Below are 23905 nucleotides of genomic sequence, written 5' to 3'. Positions count from 1 at the left end.
ACTGAATCAGACCGAGTACTCGAACCAAACAAAATACGCAGGTGTGCTGCTTGCCTTACCATTGCCGGTAGCGTATAGTCCGACCACCGATCCGGTAAAGCACATTTTGTGTACAAAATCCTCGGGAGATATGGCACGTGCCGAGCCTGCACACAAGAATGTCCAGTCCTGTCCATCCTCAGAACATATCAATCTGTATTCCTTCTCTGTCGATTCGATTCGAAGCCATAACTGCTCCGTTGCAACCTCGCTCTCGTGCACCATGTTCGACTCTCCTCGCACCGTTAAGCGAGCAAACAGTACGTTTCGCCCATCCAACCTGCTTATGCCAAGCTCATAGTGAGCATCTTCATCCCGACGAACGCACAGTCCTGCTTCTTCTCCATCCGCAACTGGCATGAATGTCAGACAGGTCGTAAAGCAGGCATGTATATGCTGCTGCCTGCGGCCAACAAACGTAATCTGACCTACGTCTCCAAGCCCTCCTGCCTGACCATACAGCGTTAGGGATCCTGGTTTTTCCGAAAGCGAGCATGTCCCTTCTGTCGGGTTGCGCACAAACATCCATTGCGGCCCAAGTTCACCGTCAAATTCGTCCCGGCCGACAACGATGGCTGTATGGCTCTCGGACAAAGAAGGCGATGCCATTGGCAAACGTTGGACCTTCATATCCAGACTCACTATTCCTTCATTGTTATCAATGTGGGGCCACCCCTCGTTCCAAACGACTGGTGCGAGGAAGGTTTCACGTCCAAGCACGCTATAACCGTCCTCCGTCAAACGCACGCCAAGGAAAACGGCCCACCAGTCTCCTTGATGATCCTCCACCAGATCGGCATGACCCAAATACTGGATTGGATGATCCAGATGGCGATGGGTCAGGATGGGCTCAGGATAACGTTCAAACGGACCATAAGGTCGATCGCTTCGGCCGATGATCTCACGATGCTCCTTCGCCGTCCCGCCTGAAGCAGACATCATATAATACAAACCATTGATTTTATAAAGATGCGGTCCTTCGGTCCATGGTCCTCCATCCCCATGCCAGACAACTTGTGGTTCAGAGAGCGCCTCACCTGTGGTGATGTCAATCTCGTATTGGATGGCATGAGAATCGTAATCTGCGCCTTGTTGGGCGGTCACGTACACTTTGCCATCGTCGTCAAAAAACAGCGATGGGTCGATTCCCCCGAATGGGATACGAATCGGATCAGACCAGGGGCCTGCAGGGTCGGTTGCCGTAACGTAGAAATTGCCGATGCCTCTCACATCTGTTGTAATCATATAAAATGTACCTTTATGGTAACGCAGTGCAGGAGCATAAATCCCGTCTGAGCTTTTCTGCCCGGTCAAATCAAGCTGGCTGACCCGGTCCAATACATTACCAATCTGCTCCCAATGAATGAGATCCCGGCTCCGAAAGATCGGCACTCCGGGAAAATATTCAAACGAGCTGCAAATGAGGTAAAAATATTCTTCCGCCTTCACGATGCTGGGATCCGGATAGAATCCGGGAAGAATCGGGTTGGCATAAGAGATGGGATTAGCTTGTGTTTGCTTCATCTATTCCTTCACACTCCCTACATTAAGTCCGACAACAAAGTATTTTTGCATGAACGGATACACCAGCAAGATCGGAACAGAAGCGACAATCGTAACTGCAGCACGAATAGAAATTGGCGTTACCTGTGTTGAATGCTCCACCCCCACGCCGTTGGCAACGGAAGGATTACTGTTGGCGTTCATACTGGAAGACAACAGCTTCATCAGTTCGTATTGCAGTGTGCTGAGCTCTTGACGTGATGACGTGTACAGAAAAGCATCGAACCAGGAATTCCACGCGCCGACCGCGACAAAGAGCGCAATAGTCGCCAGCACAGGTTTGCACAGCGGAAAAATAATTCTCCAGAAAATTCTGAAATCTCCTGCTCCGTCGATTTTTGCTGATTCGATCAGGCTTTCGGGAATCGTGTAAATATAGGTACGAATTACGATCAGGTTAAACGCACTAACCAGTGAAGGCAGGACATACACCCAGAAGGAATTAATCAAATGCAGATCCTTCATCAGGAAGTAGCCCGGAATTAGCCCTGCATTGAAATACATCGTCAGCACAAAAATGGTCGTGATCAGCTTGCGGAAAATGTAATCGCGCCGACTCAGCGTGTAAGCCAGCATGGTGGTCAAGAAAATGTTCAGAACGGTGGATAGTACTGTACGTGCAACGGAAACCAAAAATGCGTTATAAATTGTGCCTGATGCAAATACGGCTTTGTAATTCTGCATGGTGAAATCGCGGGGCCACAAATATAAGCCTCCTCGAATGGTGTCATTCCCTGCATTAAACGAAACCACAATTGTGTTCAAAAATGGATACAATGTCACAATCACCAACAGAACCATAAAGATGGTATTAAAGGTATTGAACAGAAACGGTTCCATACCTCTGCCACCCGGGCGGCGAACGGACAGCGCCGCTGTATTTCCTAAACCAGACAATGGTGTTTTTTTCGTCATTATAACAGCCTCTCTTCCCCAAGCCGCTTGGCGGTCCAATTCGCTACAAGTAACATCGTAATGCTGACCACGGTCTTGAATATTCCGCCTGCAGTTGCGAGCGAATAGTTACCCTGTGCAATCCCGTATTTGAGCACAAAGATATCAATCGTTTCTGCCCAGTCAACAACCAACCCGTTACCCAGCAAATACTGAACCTCGAAGCCGGCTTCTAGAATATGTCCAATCGACATAATCAACAGGATGACAATGGTAGGCTTGATTCCCGGCAAGGTTACATTCCACATTTTTTGATATCGATTGGCTCCATCAATATCGGCAGCTTCATACTGTGCCGGGTCAATAGAGGCCATGGCCGCCAAATAAATAATGGTGCTCCATCCTACCTCTTTCCAAATATGGGAACTTGCAACAACGCCCCAGAAATACTTCCCTTCCGTCAGCCACAAGATCGGCTCGTTGATTAAGTGCAGTTTCATGAGGATATCGTTGACAATGCCGTCAGAAGCAAGCGATGTCGCTACGATGCCGGTAACGATAATCCATGATAAGAAGTGAGGAAGATAAGAGATGGTTTGTACCGTCCGCTTCCACATGATCTTCTTAATCTCATTGAGTAACAATGCCAAAACAATAGCGGTAACGAAACCCAGAATCATGTTGATGATACTCATGGCAAGCGTATTGCGAAGCACGCGCAAGAAATTGTCATCAGTGAATAAAAATTGGAAATGCTTGAACCCCACCCACGTTTGCTGCGAGAAACTTCTGGCCGGTTTGTAATCCTGAAAGGCCATCGTCCAGCCCCAGACAGGCACATAAGCAAAGATGATAATGTACGCAAGCAGAGGAACAGACATCCAAATTAACTGTCTCTGTGCTTTGATATTTTGCCAGGTCAGCCGTCGGATTTTAGGTTTTTTCTTTGGGCCGAGCGGCTTGTTGCCCACTACAATTTCCTCCATAATATCAAGCTCCCTATCCATCTTTATATTGTAAGGAAAAACGTCTAGCGACACATTTTCCACTATGACAACCCGCGCCCAGTGACTTGTTTCTTTGAAAATCAGGAAGGAAGGTAACCTTCCTTCCTGACAGCAATTTCTTATTTCACAGACCAGTTATCGATTCTCCACTTCAATACTTCATTGATACGATCTTCATACGTTTTGATATCCAGCTTTTGAATTTCGGAAACGTATTCGCTCCATACACTGCTGAATTCAGACGTGTTAGCCAAAATCGCTTTCGGCAAATATTTGGTTGACAACTCGTTCAACTTCGTATTGGCAATCTTGGCTGGAGATCCCTCTACCACATCGACAGACCAAGCAGGGTAAGTCACCGGATTCTCTGGTGGAGCACTGAAGAAATCTACATAGCTGTTGAAACCGTAAGCCTCCAAAACTTCCTTATCAAACGGTCTCAAGCTGGCTTGATATTCTTCCGGCTGATTGCTTGCTGAAGTCGCGTTGCCATCGCTAAAGTAACCTTCCATCTTCGGTGCGGTTCCATAGAAAGCATCTGCTTTATTGGCCAGTTTCCAGGCCGCATCTGCGGCATTGTCGCGCTGCTCTTGGGTTTTCATGAAACGGCCTTCGTCATTCACGTAATAGTCTTCATCCTGAATGCCCCAAGTGAGTGTCTTTTGCCAATCTTCTTCCATAAGTTTGTCGAGCGCTTTAATAATTTTCACAGGGTCCTTGGCACTTACAGTAATGCCGTAACCATTGTTCAGGTTGAGCGCCGCGCGGTCGCGATAGTAGTCCTTCGTGCTGCTGTCGTATACCAGCGGGAAGCCGACGTACGTGCGTTCAATTTTGTCCTGCGTTATGAGCGAATCTTCCGCGCTGAGGAAATTCCAGTGCTGGTCGAACATGCCGAGTACTGCCCCACTGGACAATTTGGCCATATATTGGTCGTAGTTTTGTGCAAACGCTTCCTTATCCAGCAAGCCTTGTGCATTAATTTCATTCAGCTTCTGATAGTACGTCTTCGCATAATCCTTGTCTGCAAAGATTTCTGCCTTGCCGTCGTTTACAACGACACCCCCGTCATTCGGATGACCGATCAAATGCTGCGGCGGATTCAGCAAGCCCCAGTTTTTCCAGTCATAGTTCAACACTTCAAAACCAATGGTTGGCTTGCCATCGATTGTTGGATACTTTTCCTTGTATTTCGCGATCAAGTCAAAGTATTCGTCCAGTGTTTTTGGCGTCGGATAACCGAACTCTTTCAACACCGCTTTTTGAATCCAAAAGGCAGGTCCGCTGTAGTAAGTATCAGCCACTTCGCCGTTGTATGCACCGTAGTTTGGCAGGTAGTAAATGTGTCCATCATTCGGGTCCTTCATTTGATTCCAATACTTCTCGTAATGCTTCTTCAAATTAGGTGCGTGTTCTTCAATCAGATCTTCAAGCGGTATGACTGAACCGGCTGCCGTAAGTTTGGTATCGGCTGAGATCAGATCCGGATAGTCTCCACCGGCGATCATGACGCCAAGCTTTTGGTTCTTGTCACCAGCCAAAAATTCGAATTTGAATGTAACGCCGAGCTCATCCTTGATTTTTTTGTAGATTTTGTTGTCAGCAGTTGGCTGTTGACCGGCCTCGTTCAGGAATACCGAGATTTCTAACGGATTGTCAGCCCCCACCTCACTACCTTTACTGCTCTCTTCTCCGCTGCCTGAATTGCTACCTGAGCAACCTGCTAGCACAACGCTCAACGACAATAACAACGTTGCCCCCATACGGAAGAATGATTTTTTGTTGTCCCCCATAAAGCACCTCCAAAATTTGATCTCACTATATGAAAGCCCTTTCATTTGAATAATTTAATTATAAATTTACATCTCCATGGAAACTATATTCGAATTATAGCTCTTTCCGAGAAAAGCTCAGGTTTTCTTATCATATCGAAATGCTTGAACTTCATAGCAATGCTTCCTGATATTTCAAGAAAAACTTCTGCTAAACGCCGTCTGGCTTCATTGAAGGTACATAACTAGACGTTTTTCTTATATTCGGTAGGAGACATGCCCATGCGTTTCTCAAACTGTTTTAAAAAATGATGATAATTGGAGTACCCTACCTTTTCCGAGACCTCGCTATTTTTGTACTGATTCATCTGTAGCAATCGACATGCCTCCTCCACCCTTTGGTTATGAAGCAGTTCATTGAAGCCGATTCCATTTTTGCGTATCAACAGTTGCCCCAAGTAAGCCGGATGCAGGAAGAAACGTTCCGAAAGCATCTTAATCGTCAATGCATCCCGGAAATGCGTATGAATGTAGTCGTTGATATCCTGCACAATACCCTGCGCTTCGAAGACACTCTCTTTAAGCAATAACTCAAAGCAGACTCTACCACACGAATGCAGCATGCCGATCAAATCATCAAAGGTTAACAGTGCTTCATCCAGATCCGGGATTTCGAACAAACGGTAATTCTCTGAATCTTCAGCCATTTGCGCCCTCATGTAAGCCAGAATTTCATGAAGAAGGTAAATGACAAATTTTCGAGCCTCATCCGGGTGGACCCGCATCTGTCGAAAGGATTGCTCTATAAACTCCACAGCGGACTGGTAGTTGGCGTAATCAATGAGCTGAAGTGCTCCCAGCACTCGCTCGATCAGTTCAACCTGTTGGTTATGTCTTTGAAAATCGTGGTTCTGGAGATCGGCATAATCCAATATGCTGTTCCCCTCCACTTCATAAAAGGCGTGCAGCAACGCCTTCTCTGCTGTTATTCGGGAGTTGCTGATTTGATCAAGAGAGGATTCGGTTGAGCCAATCGCCATATATGTACGAAAGCCCGCCAGATGGCGAGCCAGTGCTTCTAATTGTTTTCTTAAATTCCCGCTCGTTCTCTGAGATCCGGAGGAAACATCGCCGAACACAATGGACACGAGATCATTTCGCATACGAATGATATAAATGACATGCTGTCCGCCCAGAACCTCTGAAGCAAGACTGCTCCAACGGCCAAACTCTTTCTCGGACACCTGAACCAGGCACACATTCCAGGATTCAGCTGACCGGGACAGGGACTCCATAAGTTGAGCACCTTCTGCAGACAGCACTTTGCCCATCAAAGCCTCCTTCATCGTCAACATTTCCTGCTCTCTCAATGCAATCTGCCCAATATAATGCTGCTCTTGCTCCTTCATCAGTTCCTTGCCCATCGTACGAATTTCGGACTCCGCCTGTTCCTCGTCCAATGGCTTTAAGAGATAACCGGAAACTTTGAATTTAAGCGCTTTTCGCGCAAACTCAAAATCGCTGTACCCCGTAAGAATAATGAACTTGGTCGACCAATTCCCTCTATGTCGCCATTCTTCAATCATTTCTAGTCCATTCATCATTGGCATATGAATATCAACCATGACAAGATCCGGCTTAAGCTCTTCCATTCGTTGCAACCCTTCCGCCCCGTTGCCGCATAAAGCGCATACCTCAAAGCCAAGACTTTCCCATGGAATCCACAGCTCCAAGCCCTCTAGCGCCCATGGCTCGTCATCAATCAGCAGCACTTTAAATGCCATTGTCCCTACCTCCTTCTGCTCCCTGATACTCTAGCAGTTGTAAGGGAATTTCGAAGGATACCTCTGTCCCCTCACCTATTCTGCTCACCAGGTTAAAACTCACTTTATCGTCATAATACAATTCAAGACGGCGATATACGTTGCGTATGCCAATATTACTCTCCCCGCTCTCCTCCTTGCTTCGCATATGATACAGAACCTCTTGTAACCGTTCCTTGTCCATGCCCTTACCATTATCAGATACAACGACGCGCAGGCGCTCGCTCACAACTTCCGCTTTAATTTTTACATAGCCGAGCCCCTCAATAGCCTGAATTCCGTGTTTACATGCATTCTCGGCCAATTGCTGGATACTCATTTTGGGAATTCTATACTGCCTCGCCTCATCGCTAATATCAATGTAAAATTCAAACTTGTCTCGAAAACGGAATTTTTCAATTCCCAGATACATGACCGTAAAACTCATTTCTTCTTCCAGGGTGACCACATCGTCCTTCCAATTCAACAGACGGCGAAGCAGCTTGGATAGGTCCTTGATAATATCCTTAACATCCGCATAATTGTTTTTGGTGCTGACCACCAGCAGCGCATTGAGCGTATTGAATAAAAAATGGGGATTCATCTGGCTTTGCAGCAAATTCAGCTCAGCGCGAATGCGCTCAGCCTCCTGGCTCCGCTGCTGAATTTCAAGCTTGTACACATTATTGATCAAGGAATGGATCTGCGCGGTCATCATATTGAAATTACGAATCAGATGACCTATCTCATCCTGTCCACCATCAATGTTGATCAGATCAAATTTCTCGTTACCCACCTTTTGCATATGTCTGGACAGGCGCTTCACTCGATAATTGTATGAACGCAGCATGACATAGATGAAGATGGAGGTAACCAAAGTAATGATACCGGCCAGCATGCCGTAATATAGTTTCATGGAAAGCATTGCTTGTTTGACACGTGTTTCCTGAGGCACGCCTATGAGCTTCCAACCTTTCACATAGCTGGCATTGCCAATCGGGACGATATGTAGGTCCTGGTCTGCCGCCTTGCTCGTATCGAATAACGCATAATTACTACCTACCTCGCCCTGATACTTGTCATCTGTGGACACGATAATTTGATTCTCGGCGTTGACCAGATACAGGTCCAGCGAACTTTTCTCTCTCGCAATAACGTCATAGAACCGATTCAGGTAAAAATCAATGCGCACCAGCTTCTTGTAAGAGTTGTCTACGTTGTAATAGTCCATTTTTTCAATTACGCTAAAATAAGACGAGGTCGCCGCGCGATCATTCGCTGCCTGATCGCGATAAGCGAGCACACTTAGTGTTTCCCCTGCCTTTTCCCATTGTCTGTACCAGGCACTGGCTTTCATTGAGCTGCCCAGATAATAATAGTCCCCTCCTGACACAATGGTTGGGTTATCCGTGTAGATGCCGATTCGCTGAATCTGATTGTTCACGGGAATATAGGAAGTCATCCGATGGCGCAGCTGTTCGTCGAATGTATTGTAGAAATCCAGCTGGCCATTGTATACACGATCCATGGATTCGGATAACAGCTTGTCCGTGATTAAAGCGTGACTGACAGCTATACCCCCGTCAATCATGGTGTGAATGTCCTTTCTCGCCCGCTCCAGCGATATTTGCAAATTCTGCTCTTCCCGTTCCTTGATCAGCCCCGACATACGATCCATGAACAAGTAATTGCTTGCAATAATTGGAAGCAAAATGCCGATAACATATATCAGCGTAAACTTGTAGTTCAAAGGAATATCATTCACGATGCCGCGAAATCGGAATTTCTTAAACATGTCTTCAATCGCCATCCTTCATTCGTTACTTCTATGGTTGTTTCCGATATGCAGAAGGGGCCATGCCCGTCATGCGCTTGAACTGACTTACAAAATAGTCGGCATTGGGGTATCCTGAATGGACCGCAACTTCGGCTATGCTGGAACAGCTCTGACGCAACAGTCTCTTGGCCTCCTCGATCCGTTTATCATTCAGATATTCCCGAAAAGACTTGCCAGTCTGCTGTTTGAAGGCTTGCCCCAAATAGTTGGCATTCATATGAAATTTCTGTGCAAGTTCCTGGAGCTGCAGCTTCTCCCGAAACTCATGGTTAACATACTGCACCACACGAAAAATGGTGCTGCATTCCTTTGCTTTCCGCTGCTCCTGCAGAGCTCTCAAAGCATTGAGACTTAATATAAGTGCATATTCGCGAAATGCAGGAAAGGAGTCAATGTCGGTTAAGACGCCCAACGTATGTTGTAAGTGCAACACAAACCTCTCTACATCTCCATCCAGCTCCTTCAATTGCTTGAGAACTCCCATTTCAAGGGCAAGCAATTGCACCCGAACATATTCTATATCCGACGCAGGCAGCCCTGAGTCTGGATTCGCCAGCAGTTCATGTACCTCTTTCTCCAGTCCATCCTCTTGACCCGTTAAAATGATTCTAAACAGGTTAGTCAAAGCTTTTTGGTTCACAGTCGCCATGCTACCATCCCTTGGCAGATCTTGATCGTGAATAATTCCGCTTCCTTTCTGATAACGCTTCCATTTCAGTGCAGAAAATGCTTTTTCATAGGCCGGCCGCATAGCGACTACTCCACCTGAATGATATCCAAATGCCACAATGATCGATGCATGACCGGAGTACATCTCAAACAGGGTTCTCCCTAGCCTCTCAAGCCAGCTTAGAGAATCTTCAATTTCAGCAGCAAACACACCCATTCTTCCGTCAGCATCCATAAAAAATTCGTAGTGAGGAGCGCTAGCAAAACGCTGTACCTGTGACTGTATGTCCTCATTACAAGTATCCGTCTCAATTAAAAGACAGGCCATGTTCTCATGACCCTCCATTTGCAGTATACTTTCCACTTCGGCTTGCAGTTTGCTGCTGTCCTCACCCTGGAACAGGCGGTTGAACAAACAATTTACATATAAAGTACGCTCGTGTTGATGCAATTTCTCTGAGACAAGCTCGTTCTGAATTTTACGACACATCTGTTCTAATACGTTTTCAATCTCAACCTCATCAATGGGTTTGAGCAAATAATCCTCCACACGCTGTTCCAGCGCTATTTTCGCATAATCGAAGCTATCGTATCCGCTTAATATGACAAATCGCGGCGGTTTGGCTAGTTTTTGTATCGAACGGTCAATCAGTTCAAGTCCGCTCACAGAAGGCATATGAATATCTGTAAATACCAGGTCTGGCTGAAGGTCCTCAATAATGGACCAAGCAGCGTTTCCGTTCTCGGCCTCTCCACAAATTTGAAAACCGTATTTGTTCCAATTTACCATTGTTCGCAGACCTTCCAGTACCCATGGCTCATCATCCACCAACAAAACATTCATCATTCTTGTTTCCCCCCGTTAATAGTGGTGAATAATCTGCTTTTCCTCGGACAAAAACATGGATCATTGCACATTGGAAAATGTGCACCTATTTAATTATTTAGATCTTTCAGCTCTTATACAATAGACAATACTTGATTTAGTATCCAAAGCTTTACTCTTTTATAGCGTTTTGGTGTAGTCCTCATTTTACGATAGCGAAACTTTCTCAGCCCCACACCTCATTAGCTTTTATGTACCACATTCGACGATTATTCTGATCCAAATTCAGTCATTACCAATAAACAATAATTTTTAAAGGAAGTGCTTTAATTTGATCAGCAACTCGGCTTGTATACACTCCCTGACAACTGATTTAATGTCTATGAGCAAGGATGTTGATTAACTTACCAAATGGATCGCGGACATAGAATCGTCGAACTCCCCAAGGCTCATCTGTAAGTTCATATTCTATTGTATAACCAGCACTTGTCATGCGTTGGTACACTACATCGACATCGTCGACTTCAATCGAAAGGTCAGGTGTAGGTGTATTGGAGCCACCTTGTGTGGCGATACTTATTTGAACGTTCTCCTCCCCGAGTAATCCGTATGTTTCAATCCAACCGTGATTCATCAATAAATCAAGTTCAAGCACGTCCTGGTAAAAGCTTTTTGCTGCTGGTACGTTTTGTGTACTAATATTGGTGACAATTCGTTTTACCCTCATTTTCAGAACCTCCATTAAATAGTATATTCCCTCAATGAGGAAGCTACGTCCCTATTTCACATTATCATCTAATATTACGTTATTCAATTGGAAACCTTTCACTCTGATGTACAACGTTTCTGATAGAACATGAGCATAATGTTTGACTCATCCTCAATATAACAGTCAACGTGTAGAACTGTAAAAGACCTTAGCTCGCCGTAGTTTATACGTGCGCCAAGGTCATTGACATTTTATTATTCCTTAAGCATTTCGTCTAAAAAAAAGCTACAGCTATTTCGATTCAAGAATATATCGGTTCCATTTCTGCTGCCAAGCGACATCATCCCAGAAGGGATGATGCGGTGCACAGTTAGAGCATAGAGTCATTCCCCAGAAGCCAAGAGCCATTCCTTTACGCAGCGCGTACTCTGCAATAAATTTCCCGACAGGCCCTTCCTCAAATCCCGCTAACAGCGGTGTATAACCCACATATCCTTCCCCAATAACGACCGGTAACCCGGAATGAGCGGCCCATTCGTGAGCTTCCTCCAAGCGCATATCTGCCTTTTGCAGCATAGCCAGCTTATGTTTACTATAATTATCGTATAAAAAAAGATCCCATTTATCTGGCTCCACCCAGTCATGCAGATAGAGCAGTCTTAACCCTACCGGATTTCCTTCCATCCTCCATTCTTGGCCGCGCGGTAGCGAATACTCTTCAAATGGAGGCGCATCCTCCCGCAGGAGCGATTGGACGAATGCGCCGGGAAAAGGGGACTGCTCATCATCGAGCCCGGCCGCTTCGGTTAATTCATTCAAGACCCCTTTGATATACAGATGGAAATGTGCAACCTGTAAATTTCTCGCCACATAGAATTTGGGATAGGCTTCATTTAGTGTATAGCTTGCTGTCATCAGAATATCCGGGTGGGCACTTCTAAGAGAACCGACAGCCTCTTCAATATAAGGCTGCATGGCTTCCACAAGAGCCGGCACATTGGACGAGGCAATACCTTGAGCAGTACCTAGGGCGGTCAGTTGTCCGAACTCCACCTCATTATGCAGCTCTGCGTAGACGATCTGTTTGCCGTATCCTTCCGCTTTTATATATCGGATAAGCTGATCCATGGATCTGGCAATAGCCATAAACCGCTTCTCCGGGGCGATGGCAGCCAGTTCGTCGCGCAGCGCGGGAAAGGCTAGGAAGCTGGGACTCTGTTGATATTCCCACGAAGACAGCATGATATAACAGCCATGGGCCTTGGCCTGTCTGAGCAATTCTAGCAAATGCGCATGCCCGTCCAGCTCGGCACCGCCCCGGCAGTTGTACCAGCGTGTCCGCTGCCCGATCTCACCAAGGCTACCGAAGTGTAACGGGCCCTGCCGCTTGCCTTCCGCCGTGAACAATAAGAAGGGCATCGCACAGATTCGAATCGTATTGTAGCCTCTCTCCACCGCTTCCTTAAACCTCGCCTCAAGATCGCTGTACGGTTCTCCTGGTAAGGTCATTGTGTACCAGGAGAAATCCCACATCGTGACGGTCAGTTTGCGCGGCAAATTGTTAAGTAATGAACTCATACTATCCCCCCTATTATTTGGTTATCACAAGCTCATATACCGGGACCGCACGGACAGAAGCAATACCGGCAATCAGTTCTGTAGCTGTCTCGTTCCACCCAGCCATCGTCGTATTACTATTTACGACAGTCCCTTTGCGGATCGGCGATATATAGAGATACATCCCCTTTTCAAGCAGCCGCTCTTCAAATCGCTTAAGTCCAATCTCCCATGTCGTGTTGTTGCAGAAGTTATCGTTAATAAGATCTCCTTCAATGAAGGCATAACCGATATCGCCGGAATAGTCGATTTGCAGCAAGGCTTCTTTAACACCATCCAGTGCTCCAGCTGCAAATTCCAGAACCGCCCGTTCATTCTTGACTTTCGTCCATGTAAAAGTGATCTCTGTCCTGGGGATAAGCAGATTGTAGGTCTTAAATAAACCGTCTTCCCTGGCACTCGCCAGCTCTCCGCCAGAGACGGAGCCTATACCCTCTTCGAAATCAGGGAAAACGCTCAGCGTGACTTCCTCCTGATCCGTTGATTCCAGCTTGATCTCATCCCCGGATACAAGCAGATTGGCATCCGTAAATAAAACACGCTGCTTCCCGCGGACATCAGCCTTCCAGAACCCAAGGCTTTGCTCGTCCGTCATGGTATAGATCACAATCTTCTTGCCTGCCGTGGATACAAGCCGCACGATGGCGGAAGCCTGCTCTTCTACTTCAATAATCGTCATATCACCCAGTTGCAAGGTACATCCGCCATCGGTCTCTACGCTCGTTACATCGTCACTTGTCAACGCATAGCTGCCCTTCATCCCTCCAGGCACAAAGAAGAAGTAATACACTTCATCCTCCACCTCCAGCTTCGTGATCAACTGTGCAGTGGCATATTTCAGCGTGATTCCGGCCAGATCGAAGTTATACGGCAGAATAGCAAAGCTCTCACTGCCAAGCGTGAGCTCCCCTCGAGCCGGAATGGTGACCGTCTCACCGGGAAGCTCAATGCTGACGTTCATGTCCTGCAAGTCGTGATTATCCACATGATCCTGGAAATTGTTCAGGAACAGGAAGCCGGAGCCCTCATACGAACGGACTGCATAGCGCAATTCACTCACATCGTACGGATCTTGCCCGGAAGTGTCTCCCGGCAGAACCGTCTTGGTCAAGGCGAATTGATTCTGGAACTCCGTGAACAAATAGTGCTGCAGCTTCGTCCGCTTATACGATTCGCGCACCTGTCCGTATTCGCCAATCATGGCGTTGAAATCGTAAGAGATTTTTGGCGTTGCCAGATCGTTCGTGAAGGGGTTAATTTTGCCTTTCGGATTGCTTCCCCCATGGTACATATAGTATCCGAGCATATTACAGCCTTCGGCCGTCTTCATGATGGACATGGCTGGAACGCTATGATATGGAAACTCGAACCGGTATTTATAAAACTGGACCATCCCGCCGCCCATTTCACAGCAAGCGTAAGGATAATCCTCAGGGTAATAGAACGGCTCGAAGTTATAGCTCTTGGGAACGGCGTTATTATGTTTATCCCGGAAAATATACTCGGGTGTTGCCGGATGCTCGTTGATGCCATCCAAACGGTCAGTTTCATAGTAAATCCACGGCCAATAGCCATAGCCGCCCCACAACGGCAGCATATCAGGTACTGGTGTTGTTGCACCGCCCCATCCTGTACATGTATAGATAGGCGTATCTATTCCAGTTTCAATCGCCATGTCCCTCAGCCGCAGCATATGCTCATTGCCACCACTGCCGCCGTTAAGCCACATATTGTTAATGCCGGTCGTCAGGCCCCACTGTGCCGAAGAATGGTTATGCTCATTCTCGATTTGAGTGCCGATGACCGGACCTCCGTCTTTATACAATAAGCCTTGCACCTGTAAGCTAATTTCTGCATAAAGCCTCCGTACATACACCATATAACCTTCATCATTGGAGCGGACCTCGAACGGACGGCCGAACAGCCAATCCGGCATGCCCCCATTGCGCATTTCCCCATGACAGAAGGGGCCGATACGGACCATGACATACAGATCATGCTGATCACACAGCTGAATGAACCGGCGTAAGTCTTTACGGCCTTCCCATTCAAACACGCCTTCCGCTTCCTCGTGCAGATTCCAGAAAATATAGGTAGTGACGATGTTAACGCCGCCCATTTTCATCTTAATAATCTCATCTTCCCAGTACCGTTCGTCGTAACGGGAGAAATGGAACTCTCCGCACACGCCAAAAAACGGCTTACCGTTCTTCTCAATATAGTAGTTCGTAAAACTAATCCGCTCACCGGAAGGGTTCACGCCGCCAAGCTTGATATGTCCTGCAAAAATATTCTTTTTGTCATCGCTCACAGCAATGCGATAGTTCTTCATAAAGGTAACCCTCTCCTCAGTTCAATTCCTGTTCAAGTATACTGAAGCCATTCGGACGATAGACGGTAAGCACTTGTTCCTTCTCAAGGGTGGTGGCTGGTAACGTAATGTTCATTGTCAGGAGATCGCCCGGTTGCAGCTCAGGAATCACCTGTTTGACTGATTCCCCATCTGCCGAAGACAGAGTTAAGTAGTAGTCCTTCACGGCATAGCCGGGAATATCATTCCGGCATTTCAGTGTCACCTCAAGCTCACCTTCGCGCCACACGGGTGCTTCCGCCAGCAGGAGCGGTGATGAAATCTCACGCAGAGCAGCAAAAGAAGGCTTCACCCTATTATGAATATCTACAGAACCATGAACCCGCTGCTTCAGCTTACCTTTACCGTCTTCTCCCATTTGCGTGCGGTAATCATTTAAGCTGAAGAAGATTAACGCCGCAAATTGAGGATATTGGCGGTAGATCTCGGTTTTTCGCAAAAGAATTTCGGTCCTTCTGCTATCCCCTCCTTCATAGACCGGCTCGCAAAGTCCGTATTCAGCCACAACAATCGGCTTATCCGGATAATCGGCAATAATCTGCTTAATCACCTCCTGCTCGTCCAGGTCACCATGCCATGTTCCGATATAGTCATTCCACATTAACAGGTCCCCGGCTCCGGTAGCATCGTTGCCCGGCTGAAAGTGAATGGTGTTGCTTACATAGTTGACGAGCCGGCTTGAGTCCAGATGCAGAATCTCCTGTTTCAGCTGTTCCATGTACCGAAGGGTCACTTTAGATTGGCCATCCAGCTCGTTGCCCATCCCCCAGGCAAAAATACACGGATGGTGTGAATGATCCGCAACCATCTCCGCAGCCTGCGATAAGGCTAATGCGAAAGATTGTTGATCCGGCTCTGCCGGCTGTTGCCAATGCGGAATTTCCTCCTGCACCAGCAGACCGTTGCGGTCACACCAGTCCAGCAGCTCATTTCCCTGCTGCCAGTGGAAGCGTGTAATGACACAGTTCGCTTCCTTCAACCGCTCAAGCATCGCAATCAGATCTTCCTGCTTCTCGGCCATTCCGGTTACCGGACTCGCACCCGGCATCCACTCCACACCCATCAGCCGGACCGGTTCCCGGTTCAGCCACAACTCATGTCCCTTGACTACAATCTCCCGGAAACCAAAGGAGCGGACTACCCGGTCTTGTACCTGTTCACCTGTACGCAGCACAACTTCAAGCTGATATAAATGAGGATGATCGAAGTGCCACAAATCAATCTCCGGCAGCAGGATGTCTGCAATTGCCCATGAGAGCACTCCAGCCTGCACTTCTTCAGTCCCCTGCCAAATCCGGATTTCATTCCGGTAAACGGTAATATCGGCACTGAACGCACCAGCCTTCAGCCCGCAAAGCTTGATAGCAGCAGATAGCTTTCCGCCTTCTTGTCCGCCATTGTCCGCAAAGTCAATCTTGGGCTCGATCCGGATGTGTTCTATGGACATGCAGCCTGTTACGATTAGAGTTACCGGCCGGATCAAGCCGCCGTCATCTGCCCAGTCAAAGCTGTTTCCTCTGGGCAATGCCGCATCACTATTGCTGTTGTCCACTCTAATTACAAGCCGGTTCTCGCCGGCCATGTGAAGATGCGGGGTAAGGTCCACTTCAAACGGTGTATAGCCGGAGTTGTAGTGATTGCCTGCCTTTACCCCATTCAGCCAAATATCTGTATCACGGTACACTCCTTCAAAGGAAAGACGTATCCGGCAGTCCTTCCACTCTTCAGGGATATCAAGTAGTTGTTCATACCAGCCCGCCCCGCGGTATTCCTCAAGGCCCTCCTGTACATTCCAGGTATGAGGAACGGAGACTGTTGCCGGAGATGGCAAACCTGAAGCCTGCCATCCTTCCCGTTCACCTTGGTTAAGAGGATCGGGCTGAAAATCCCAGCCCGCCTCCATTCTTGCCGTGTAACGTCCTTCATTGATCAAGATATCCGCAACCTTCCTCCAGTGTAATGTAACCCTATCCGATCAGACCACTTCTGCAACGCATAAACGGTGATGAACCATCGCACCTTGATGAGCTGGCTCCATTTTCAGAACCAACTCAAGTTCGGTTCTTGCTTCTGCACCGCGTCCAAGCCCCAGAAGTCCAAGGCCTCTCATGTATCGGCAATGGATTACATTGCGCCGGTTCAGATCATCCTCAAATACCAGGAAGTCCGGCAAGGATACGGCAAAGTAATCCATTTTGATGTCGTCAAAAATATTCTTTTCCGCATAATCAATCAGTTTATTAAAACGGCGCTTGGCTTCCTTCCCGTTACGGAGCTTCAACCAGGCCAACCCTTGGTAGAAGATCATTTCTGGCGGCTGATCATTGTAGAACAACGCACTTGTCGGCTCATCCAGACCCTGTGAAGCTATGGTGTAACTGGAGATCGCTTCTTTTTTCCGCTGAAGACCTTCGTAGGCCATGCCGAGATAATAATAAATATTGTTCTCCTGGGTTCCTTCCAACTTACCTTCACCCAGATTCATTGGATAGACTAGTGCTTGTTGTAAATACTGAGCTGCTGCTTCATAATGACCGTTTTGCAGCGCTTGTTTACCAAGCTCGGTATGAGCAAACTTATATTGTCCGGTCACTTTCCCCTCTCCACCTTCCCACGGATGGAAATTGCGCAGGGACAGGGCAGCGATAGCCTCTTCATAACGTTCAAGATTGTTTAGCAGTGTTACGTATTCCACATACAGATCATCCCGCTTCTCAACCAAATCCCGCCGCTCTTCAAGAATATGGAGACGTTCGTCTGTTGACCACGCGAGCTTCTTACGCAGCTGATCCAGTTCAAAGAAAATACGCCCATCACCCGGTGCACAAGCAAAGGACTGTTCAAGCGAAGCCAACGCCGCTTGCGGATTATTCTGCTTGTTGTAATAGGCCAACCCCAAGTTTCGGTGTACCGTCGGATAATTATCTCGCAGGTCGCGGGACTGCTCCCAGCTCGCAATCGCCTCGATAGGCCGTTTCTTGTCATAATAGAAGTTTCCGAGATAGTAATGAGCCTTATCGTCCTCCGGATTAGCCTGAACTGCTCTTATCAGCAGTTCAAGTTCAAACAACGTGTTCGGGAAGCAATAGGTTGGATTGGCCAATTGTCCCTTACGGCGAGCTTCATGAGCAAATTCATGCTGTCCGGTACGATCATATAATTCAGCGAGTGCATAATGCAGCATCGGATAGGCGGAATTCTCCGGATTTACTATTCTTTCCCCTACTGCAATGGCTTCTTCATAAAGACCGCTGTTCATATAATCTGCGATGACATTCAGATAGTTGTGGGCGTCATTTCTCATCAATTGCTGCAATTCAGTCAGAATACCTTGTGCAGCATCCTTATCTCCCAGCGCTGTATGGGCCAACGCCAACTCATTATAAGCTCCAAAATCCGCAACATCCAGTTCAAGGGTTTCAAGCGCATAGCCCTTTGCTTTATCCATCAGCCCAAGCTTGCGCAGCAATGCAGCTTTCAGATTACGTGCTTTGTAGTTTCGTGAATTGCGGATGAGTGAACGCTCAATCTGCTCCAGTGCCTCGGCGTACTGGCCTTTCAAGCTGGAAATCTGTGCAAGAGAGAAGTACCCTGCATCCTGCCACGCTGCCGACCATACCGATTTGTGAAAAGCAGTAAAAGCTTCATCCAAACGACCTTGACTACGAAGTGCTACTCCCAGCTGATAGTAGACTTCGCTGTCATATGGGTTCGGATTACGCCAGGTCAAACGCTCGATCGCTTTGCGGAAATACTGCTCGCAGTCTATATATAATCCACGGCGAAGCAGTAACGTTCCGTAAGCTACATTCAACCGGATATCACTGTTGTCCCGCTTCAATCCTTCCAGATAGTAGGATTCAGGTTCAAACGTAGCATGCCGGTATTGCTCCAGATGCTGGCCCGCCAGATACAGTTCTTCGGTCGAACGCAGTTCTTCTGGTGCTGCCAGTGGTTTAGCAGCTTCAGTGATCTGTTCAATATCCGGACGATTCGGTTGATAGGAAATCAGCAGCCTGCCTTCCCTATTTCGGACAGAAAGCTTCAGATCATGCTCCTGCTCCCCGCTCTCTAGCAGTATAACCTTCTGATATACATCTACCGGGGACAATTCAACAGTTTCCTGCAGATACCGGGTTGCTGCTCCGTTGAACTCCACAACGGCATGTTCAAGTTCAGATGTTGCATAGACCTTGATTACGGCCTCTCCGGCTTCAGCATCAATCTCCAGATTGACAGCTATTTCAATGGAGGCATTTTTTACGACACCGATGTTTTTGTAAGGCATGAAATACTGGGTGAAGGTCTTCTCCTCGTAAGGCTGTAGCCAGGTAAAGTCAGGCTGATTGTCTGTGTACACTCCAGTCATGAGTTCAATGTACGGGCCATCCTCATCCGTCAATTGACGGTCCCACGCCTGGCCGAACTCTCCATTCCCCCAGGTCCATTGTTTCTTGCCGGGAGAAATATGATGATTCGCCACATGCAGTAATCCGGCCTCTATGCCGTGATCATATGCGCCGACGAAATTATAATCGGATTTATAAGCCATGTACGAAGTTGGAACCGGGATGTTCTTATACCGGGAAATATCTACGCCTTCCGAATAATCCTGTTTGTAATAGGTTCCGGTAGCAATAGGGAAACGCGAGACATCCCTTTTGCCATGATCAAATACAGCCGTTACGTCTGGAGGAAACACGGATTGCGTATATTCATTAACCGCTACAGCCGGATTGGCCCACCACAGGAAGGTCTGCGGCTGAGGTGTCCGGTTGTATAATTGAGCATTTATCTCCAAGTAAGCCTTACCCGGATAGAGCTTGAAGGCTACAGTGACTTTCGTGCCGTACATCCGGTCAATCTCACTTACCCATACTGTAGCACTTCCATCGCCCTTTGCTTCGTATTTGTATTCAACCGGACCGAACGTATTAGGGCGGTGGTGCTGGGGCCAGTTAAATTCAATTCCTCCGGAGATCCAAGGTCCGGCAAGGCCCACCAGCGCAGGCTTAATGACGCGGTTATAATAGACAAAATCATAATTGTTCGTCTTGTCAAGCGCGCGATAGATTCTGCCGCCGATTTCCGGCATGATCTCAATACGGATATATTGATTCTCCAGAATAACCAATTTGTAATTTTTATCATGCTTCACATCGGAGATACTCTCGATCACAGGATGCGGATACACACGGCCGGAGCTTCCCTGATAGACTCTTTTCTCCAGAAACATAGGATTCGGGTCAGCTTCACCCGTCTCATATGTAGGTATCAACATGCTCGTCTCCCACACTTGTACCTGACTGGATTTGATTGAATTCGCTTTCAGCGTAAGATCCACAGCCTCATGCTTCATGTTAGAACTGCCTCCCTTGTCTTGATAGTTCTACTGTATCTTCTGGCAAGGAAGGTTCCAATTGACGAAATGCGGGAAGTGATGGATTATATTCTTATTCTTCTTATTATTAATTACAGAGGTGACTGGAATGAGTCCTGACCATATACGTAAGCCAGAAGGATTTCTAGAGGAGAAGTTATATGTACTTCCGGAATATTGGATGAGGGAGCTGGAGCAGGAAGAACTAACCTCTACCTTATTTATTACGGACATCGGCTATTTCTCTAACGCTCAGTATCATTTCAGAGAGCGCCTGGAAGGCAGCCCCTCGCATATTTTCATTTTTTGCGAAGCGGGAGAAGGATGGGTCGAGCTGAATCATGGAGAACGAATAATCATGCAGCAGGGAGATATGATGATAATCCCGCCTGAAACTACTCACCGTTACGGGGCAATGCAGGAGAATCCATGGAGTATCTACTGGTTTCATTTCAAAGGTAGCCATGCGAGTAGATTGGTGAGAATGTTTGGTTTGTCTAACGCTTCACTCTCTTTATCCCCAAGCGGCAAGGCCCGTTTAATGGAATGGTTCGTACCTACCTATGAAATGCTGGCTGAACGGACATATGCCCTGACTACCCATGTACATGTGGCCCAAACTACAAGACAGTTGCTCTCTGGGATTGGTTTGAATGCCGTCAAATCGGCACAAGAGAAGAAACGTGAAACTTATCTGGAACAAGCAATTCAATACATGAATGTACATATATGCGACTCAATTTCTCTTACGGAGCTGGCTAAACATGTCGGGGTATCGAAACAGCATCTGATCTTTCTGTTTAATTCCGAAACCGGCATCGCTCCGATTGAATATTTCCTACGGCTCAAAATTCAGCGGGCTGGTCATCTTCTTGATCTTACCGAACTTAGCATTAAGGAAGTCAGCTCTGCAGTAGGCATTAGTGACCCATATTATTTTTCCCGACTCTTCAAGAAGATTTCGGGATTCTCTCCTTCCAGCTATCGCAAGATCCCGAAAGGCTAGTCTGCGGAAAGTTCTTTCACGTCTTTCCTTCATTACAAATAATAAAAAAACCGTTGATTCTTTAAATTAAAGTTCAACGGTTTTCTATATCTAATAGGATCAATCCCTCATATTCTCAATTAAAAGTCAGGATCAGACTGAGCATGTTGAGGTGTGTGATGTGAGATGTTTTTAACGAGTAGGAAGTAAGTGAGAATTGCAACGAGACTGGTCATTAATAAAGTGAGGCCTAACGGGACAGCAGTGTCTTCACCTGCGATACCTACCAGAGGAGCAACCAATGCGCCTAAAAGAAAGGGAACAACCCCAAGTAGTGCTGCTGCACTTCCAGCCATCTTAGCTTGGCTCTCCATGGCAAGCGGGAATGCCGCAGTTGACGTAATACCTATCGAGCAAACAAAGAAGAACAATGGAATGACCAAAGCGAAAAGCGGACCATGAACTATAGTTACCACCAAAGCAGCAACACTTGCCGCTAAAGCAAGCCACAGTCCAGATAATAGTAGGGTCTGCTCAGGTATACGTTGTGCCAACCGCCCCACGATTTGGGAACCGATAATCAAGCTGATTCCGTTAGAGGCAAACAATATAGCAAATACAGTTGGTGTGACTCCATAAATATTTTGGTAAATAAATGGTGTTCCTGCTACATATGCAAAGACCCCGGCCGTCATGATTCCCTGTGCCAGCATGTAGCCAACAAACTTGCGGTCACGCAGAAGTGTTTTGTAGTTCCCCAACTGTTGTTTGAAGTCAGGAGCCATACGTCGTTCAGGCGGGTTTGACTCCTTCAAACTCCATTTTGTCATTATTAATAAGAAAACGCCCAAAAATGAGAGTGAGATAAACACACCAATCCATGTTGTGAATGAAAGAATGCCACTTCCAGCGATCGGTGCTGCCAAAGGTCCCAAATTCCCTACAAGCAACAGCAACGAGAAGAATTTAGTAAGTTCATGTCCACTGTAAAGGTCCCTAGCTATGGCACGAGAAATGACAATGCCAGCTGAAGCCGCAAATCCTTGAGTGAAGCGAAACAAAATCAATAGTCCGATATTAGGAGCATAAGCGCACGCCAGGGAACAAATAATATAGGCTGCCATGGAGATTAACAACGGTTTACGTCTACCGTGAGCATCACTCAAAGGACCCATAACGAGTTGTCCCATACCTAACCCTAATAAACAAGCAGTAAGACTAAATTGAACAAGTGATGCGCTTGTATTGAAATTCTCTGCAATCTCAGGAAAAGCCGGTAAATACATATCAATCGTAAATGGACCTAATGTTGAAAATAAACCCAGCAATAATGCCAGGCCAAATACATTCCAATTATTGCTCTTGCTCTTCATCATTGTTAATTAAATCTCCAATTCATTACATCATTTATTTTATTTGAATCGTCATTGCTGTTGGGGGTATCACTTCCTTCTTCCAATCGTTAACGTCCAAATATCTTAACAGACACAAGCCTATTCAGAGTATAAAACATAGAGTTAACTGTAAGTCAAGTTATCAATTGAGACCATTGGTTAAGCAGAATCAAAAAAGCCGATTTCCCAGTTGGAAATCGACCTAAAAAAATGCTCTTGATTCATTACAGTGTGACAATAATCGGACCATTTTTAGTAAGGATAATCGTATGTTCCACTTGAGCTACATAGCTTTTTTCTGTAGCAAAGGTCCAGCCGTCTTCTTTTTGATACACTTGTTCTTCTATAGTTGAGATAAATGGCTCGAATGCAATAACCATACCTTCTTTTAATAACTCATCATCCGATGTATCGTTATAATTATAAATATGGTCAGGTGCTTCGTGTATGTTACGCCCAACACCATGTCCTGTAAGGTTTTTAATAACTGTTAATCCATGCTGTTTTGCTGTTAGGAATACCGCTTTTCCGATTCCGCTTTTTTTGGAACCAGGCTTTGCTTTTTTAAGACCTGCTTCAAATGCTAGTTTAGCAACGTCGCATATTTTCGTTAATACTTCTTCTCCTTCGCCTACTACAAAAGAGATTCCTGTATCTGCGAAATAGCTGTTCTTTGAGCCAGAAACATCTATATTTACTAGATCTCCTTCTTGAATAACCCGTTGCCCCGGAATACCATGTGCCACTTCTTCATTAACACTAATACAAGTATAGCCAGGAAAATCATATGCACTTTTTGGAGCTGAGATGGCGCCTTCTTTCTCAAAAAGCTCTCCAGCTATATCATCAAGTTCCTTCGTCGTTATGCCAGGAACTGTTCTTTGTACCAATTCATCTCTGATAAAGGCAACAATTCTGCCAATTTCCTTTAAACCATTAAAGTCTTCTTCTGTTTTTGCAATCATTTTTCCTACCTCACTATCTTTCATCGTCAATTAACTGTATAAGCAGAAACACCCATTAGATAATCATATCCAAAG

15 protein-coding genes are annotated in these 23905 nt (G+C 46.5%); 1 reads left to right on the top strand and 14 read right to left on the bottom strand.

Features of this window, described 5'->3' with window-relative positions:
- Window positions 1-6: 6 nt before the first annotated feature.
- From ACFVQB_RS18295 to ACFVQB_RS18240, 12 genes are all read right to left on the bottom strand, one after another.
- A complete protein-coding gene (locus ACFVQB_RS18295) occupies window positions 7-1563 on the bottom strand; it encodes a glycoside hydrolase family 43 protein (protein ID WP_379441913.1) in 1557 nt (518 codons plus the stop codon).
- Window positions 1564-2517 (bottom strand): carbohydrate ABC transporter permease, encoded by a 954-nt coding sequence (locus ACFVQB_RS18290; protein ID WP_379441912.1) that lies wholly within the window; start codon window positions 2515-2517, stop codon window positions 1564-1566.
- Window positions 2517-3482, bottom strand: coding sequence for an ABC transporter permease (locus ACFVQB_RS18285; RefSeq protein ID WP_379441911.1), 966 nt, complete (start codon window positions 3480-3482; stop codon window positions 2517-2519). Before ACFVQB_RS18285 ends, ACFVQB_RS18290 begins: the two co-directional genes overlap by 1 nt.
- A gap of 140 nt (window positions 3483-3622) precedes the next feature.
- Window positions 3623-5296, bottom strand: coding sequence for a type 2 periplasmic-binding domain-containing protein (locus ACFVQB_RS18280; RefSeq protein ID WP_379441910.1), 1674 nt, complete (start codon window positions 5294-5296; stop codon window positions 3623-3625).
- Between the two features lie 224 nt (window positions 5297-5520).
- On the bottom strand, window positions 5521-7059 hold the full coding sequence (locus ACFVQB_RS18275; RefSeq protein WP_379441909.1) for a response regulator: 1539 nt from the start codon (window positions 7057-7059) through the stop codon (window positions 5521-5523).
- Window positions 7049-8872 carry a sensor histidine kinase gene (locus tag ACFVQB_RS18270; RefSeq protein WP_379441908.1) on the bottom strand — a complete coding sequence of 608 codons (1824 nt, stop codon included), beginning with the start codon at window positions 8870-8872 and terminating at the stop codon, window positions 7049-7051. The genes ACFVQB_RS18275 and ACFVQB_RS18270 overlap by 11 nt, the downstream gene beginning before the upstream one ends.
- A gap of 31 nt (window positions 8873-8903) precedes the next feature.
- On the bottom strand, window positions 8904-10430 hold the full coding sequence (locus tag ACFVQB_RS18265; protein WP_379441907.1) for a response regulator transcription factor: 1527 nt from the start codon (window positions 10428-10430) through the stop codon (window positions 8904-8906).
- A 352-nt stretch (window positions 10431-10782) separates the two neighbouring features.
- Window positions 10783-11136, bottom strand: a complete 354-nt coding sequence (locus tag ACFVQB_RS18260) for a VOC family protein (RefSeq protein WP_379441906.1) — start codon at window positions 11134-11136, stop codon at window positions 10783-10785.
- A gap of 273 nt (window positions 11137-11409) precedes the next feature.
- A complete protein-coding gene (locus ACFVQB_RS18255) occupies window positions 11410-12696 on the bottom strand; it encodes a cellulase-like family protein (protein WP_379441905.1) in 1287 nt (428 codons plus the stop codon).
- Between the two features lie 13 nt (window positions 12697-12709).
- Complete coding sequence (locus ACFVQB_RS18250; protein ID WP_379441904.1) at window positions 12710-15067, bottom strand: beta-galactosidase; 2358 nt, start codon at window positions 15065-15067, stop codon at window positions 12710-12712.
- A gap of 16 nt (window positions 15068-15083) precedes the next feature.
- Window positions 15084-17039, bottom strand: coding sequence for a glycoside hydrolase family 2 protein (locus tag ACFVQB_RS18245; protein WP_379441903.1), 1956 nt, complete (start codon window positions 17037-17039; stop codon window positions 15084-15086).
- A gap of 42 nt (window positions 17040-17081) precedes the next feature.
- A complete protein-coding gene (locus ACFVQB_RS18240) occupies window positions 17082-20465 on the bottom strand; it encodes a tetratricopeptide repeat protein (RefSeq protein WP_379441902.1) in 3384 nt (1127 codons plus the stop codon).
- A 130-nt stretch (window positions 20466-20595) separates the two neighbouring features.
- Between ACFVQB_RS18240 and ACFVQB_RS18235 the strand changes: the two genes are divergently transcribed.
- Window positions 20596-21492 (top strand): AraC family transcriptional regulator, encoded by an 897-nt coding sequence (locus ACFVQB_RS18235; protein ID WP_379441901.1) that lies wholly within the window; start codon window positions 20596-20598, stop codon window positions 21490-21492.
- A gap of 119 nt (window positions 21493-21611) precedes the next feature.
- Here ACFVQB_RS18235 and ACFVQB_RS18230 read toward each other — a convergent pair whose 3' ends face one another.
- Window positions 21612-22847 (bottom strand): multidrug effflux MFS transporter, encoded by a 1236-nt coding sequence (locus ACFVQB_RS18230; protein WP_379441900.1) that lies wholly within the window; start codon window positions 22845-22847, stop codon window positions 21612-21614.
- A 242-nt stretch (window positions 22848-23089) separates the two neighbouring features.
- On the bottom strand, window positions 23090-23830 hold the full coding sequence (map, locus tag ACFVQB_RS18225; protein WP_379441899.1) for a type I methionyl aminopeptidase: 741 nt from the start codon (window positions 23828-23830) through the stop codon (window positions 23090-23092).
- Between the last annotated feature and the right edge of the window lie 75 nt (window positions 23831-23905).

The organism is Paenibacillus sp. NPDC057886 (genome assembly GCF_042796655.1).
Taxonomy (GTDB): Bacteria; Bacillota; Bacilli; order Paenibacillales; family Paenibacillaceae; genus Paenibacillus.
This window is presented reverse-complemented; position numbering and strand designations above follow the sequence as displayed.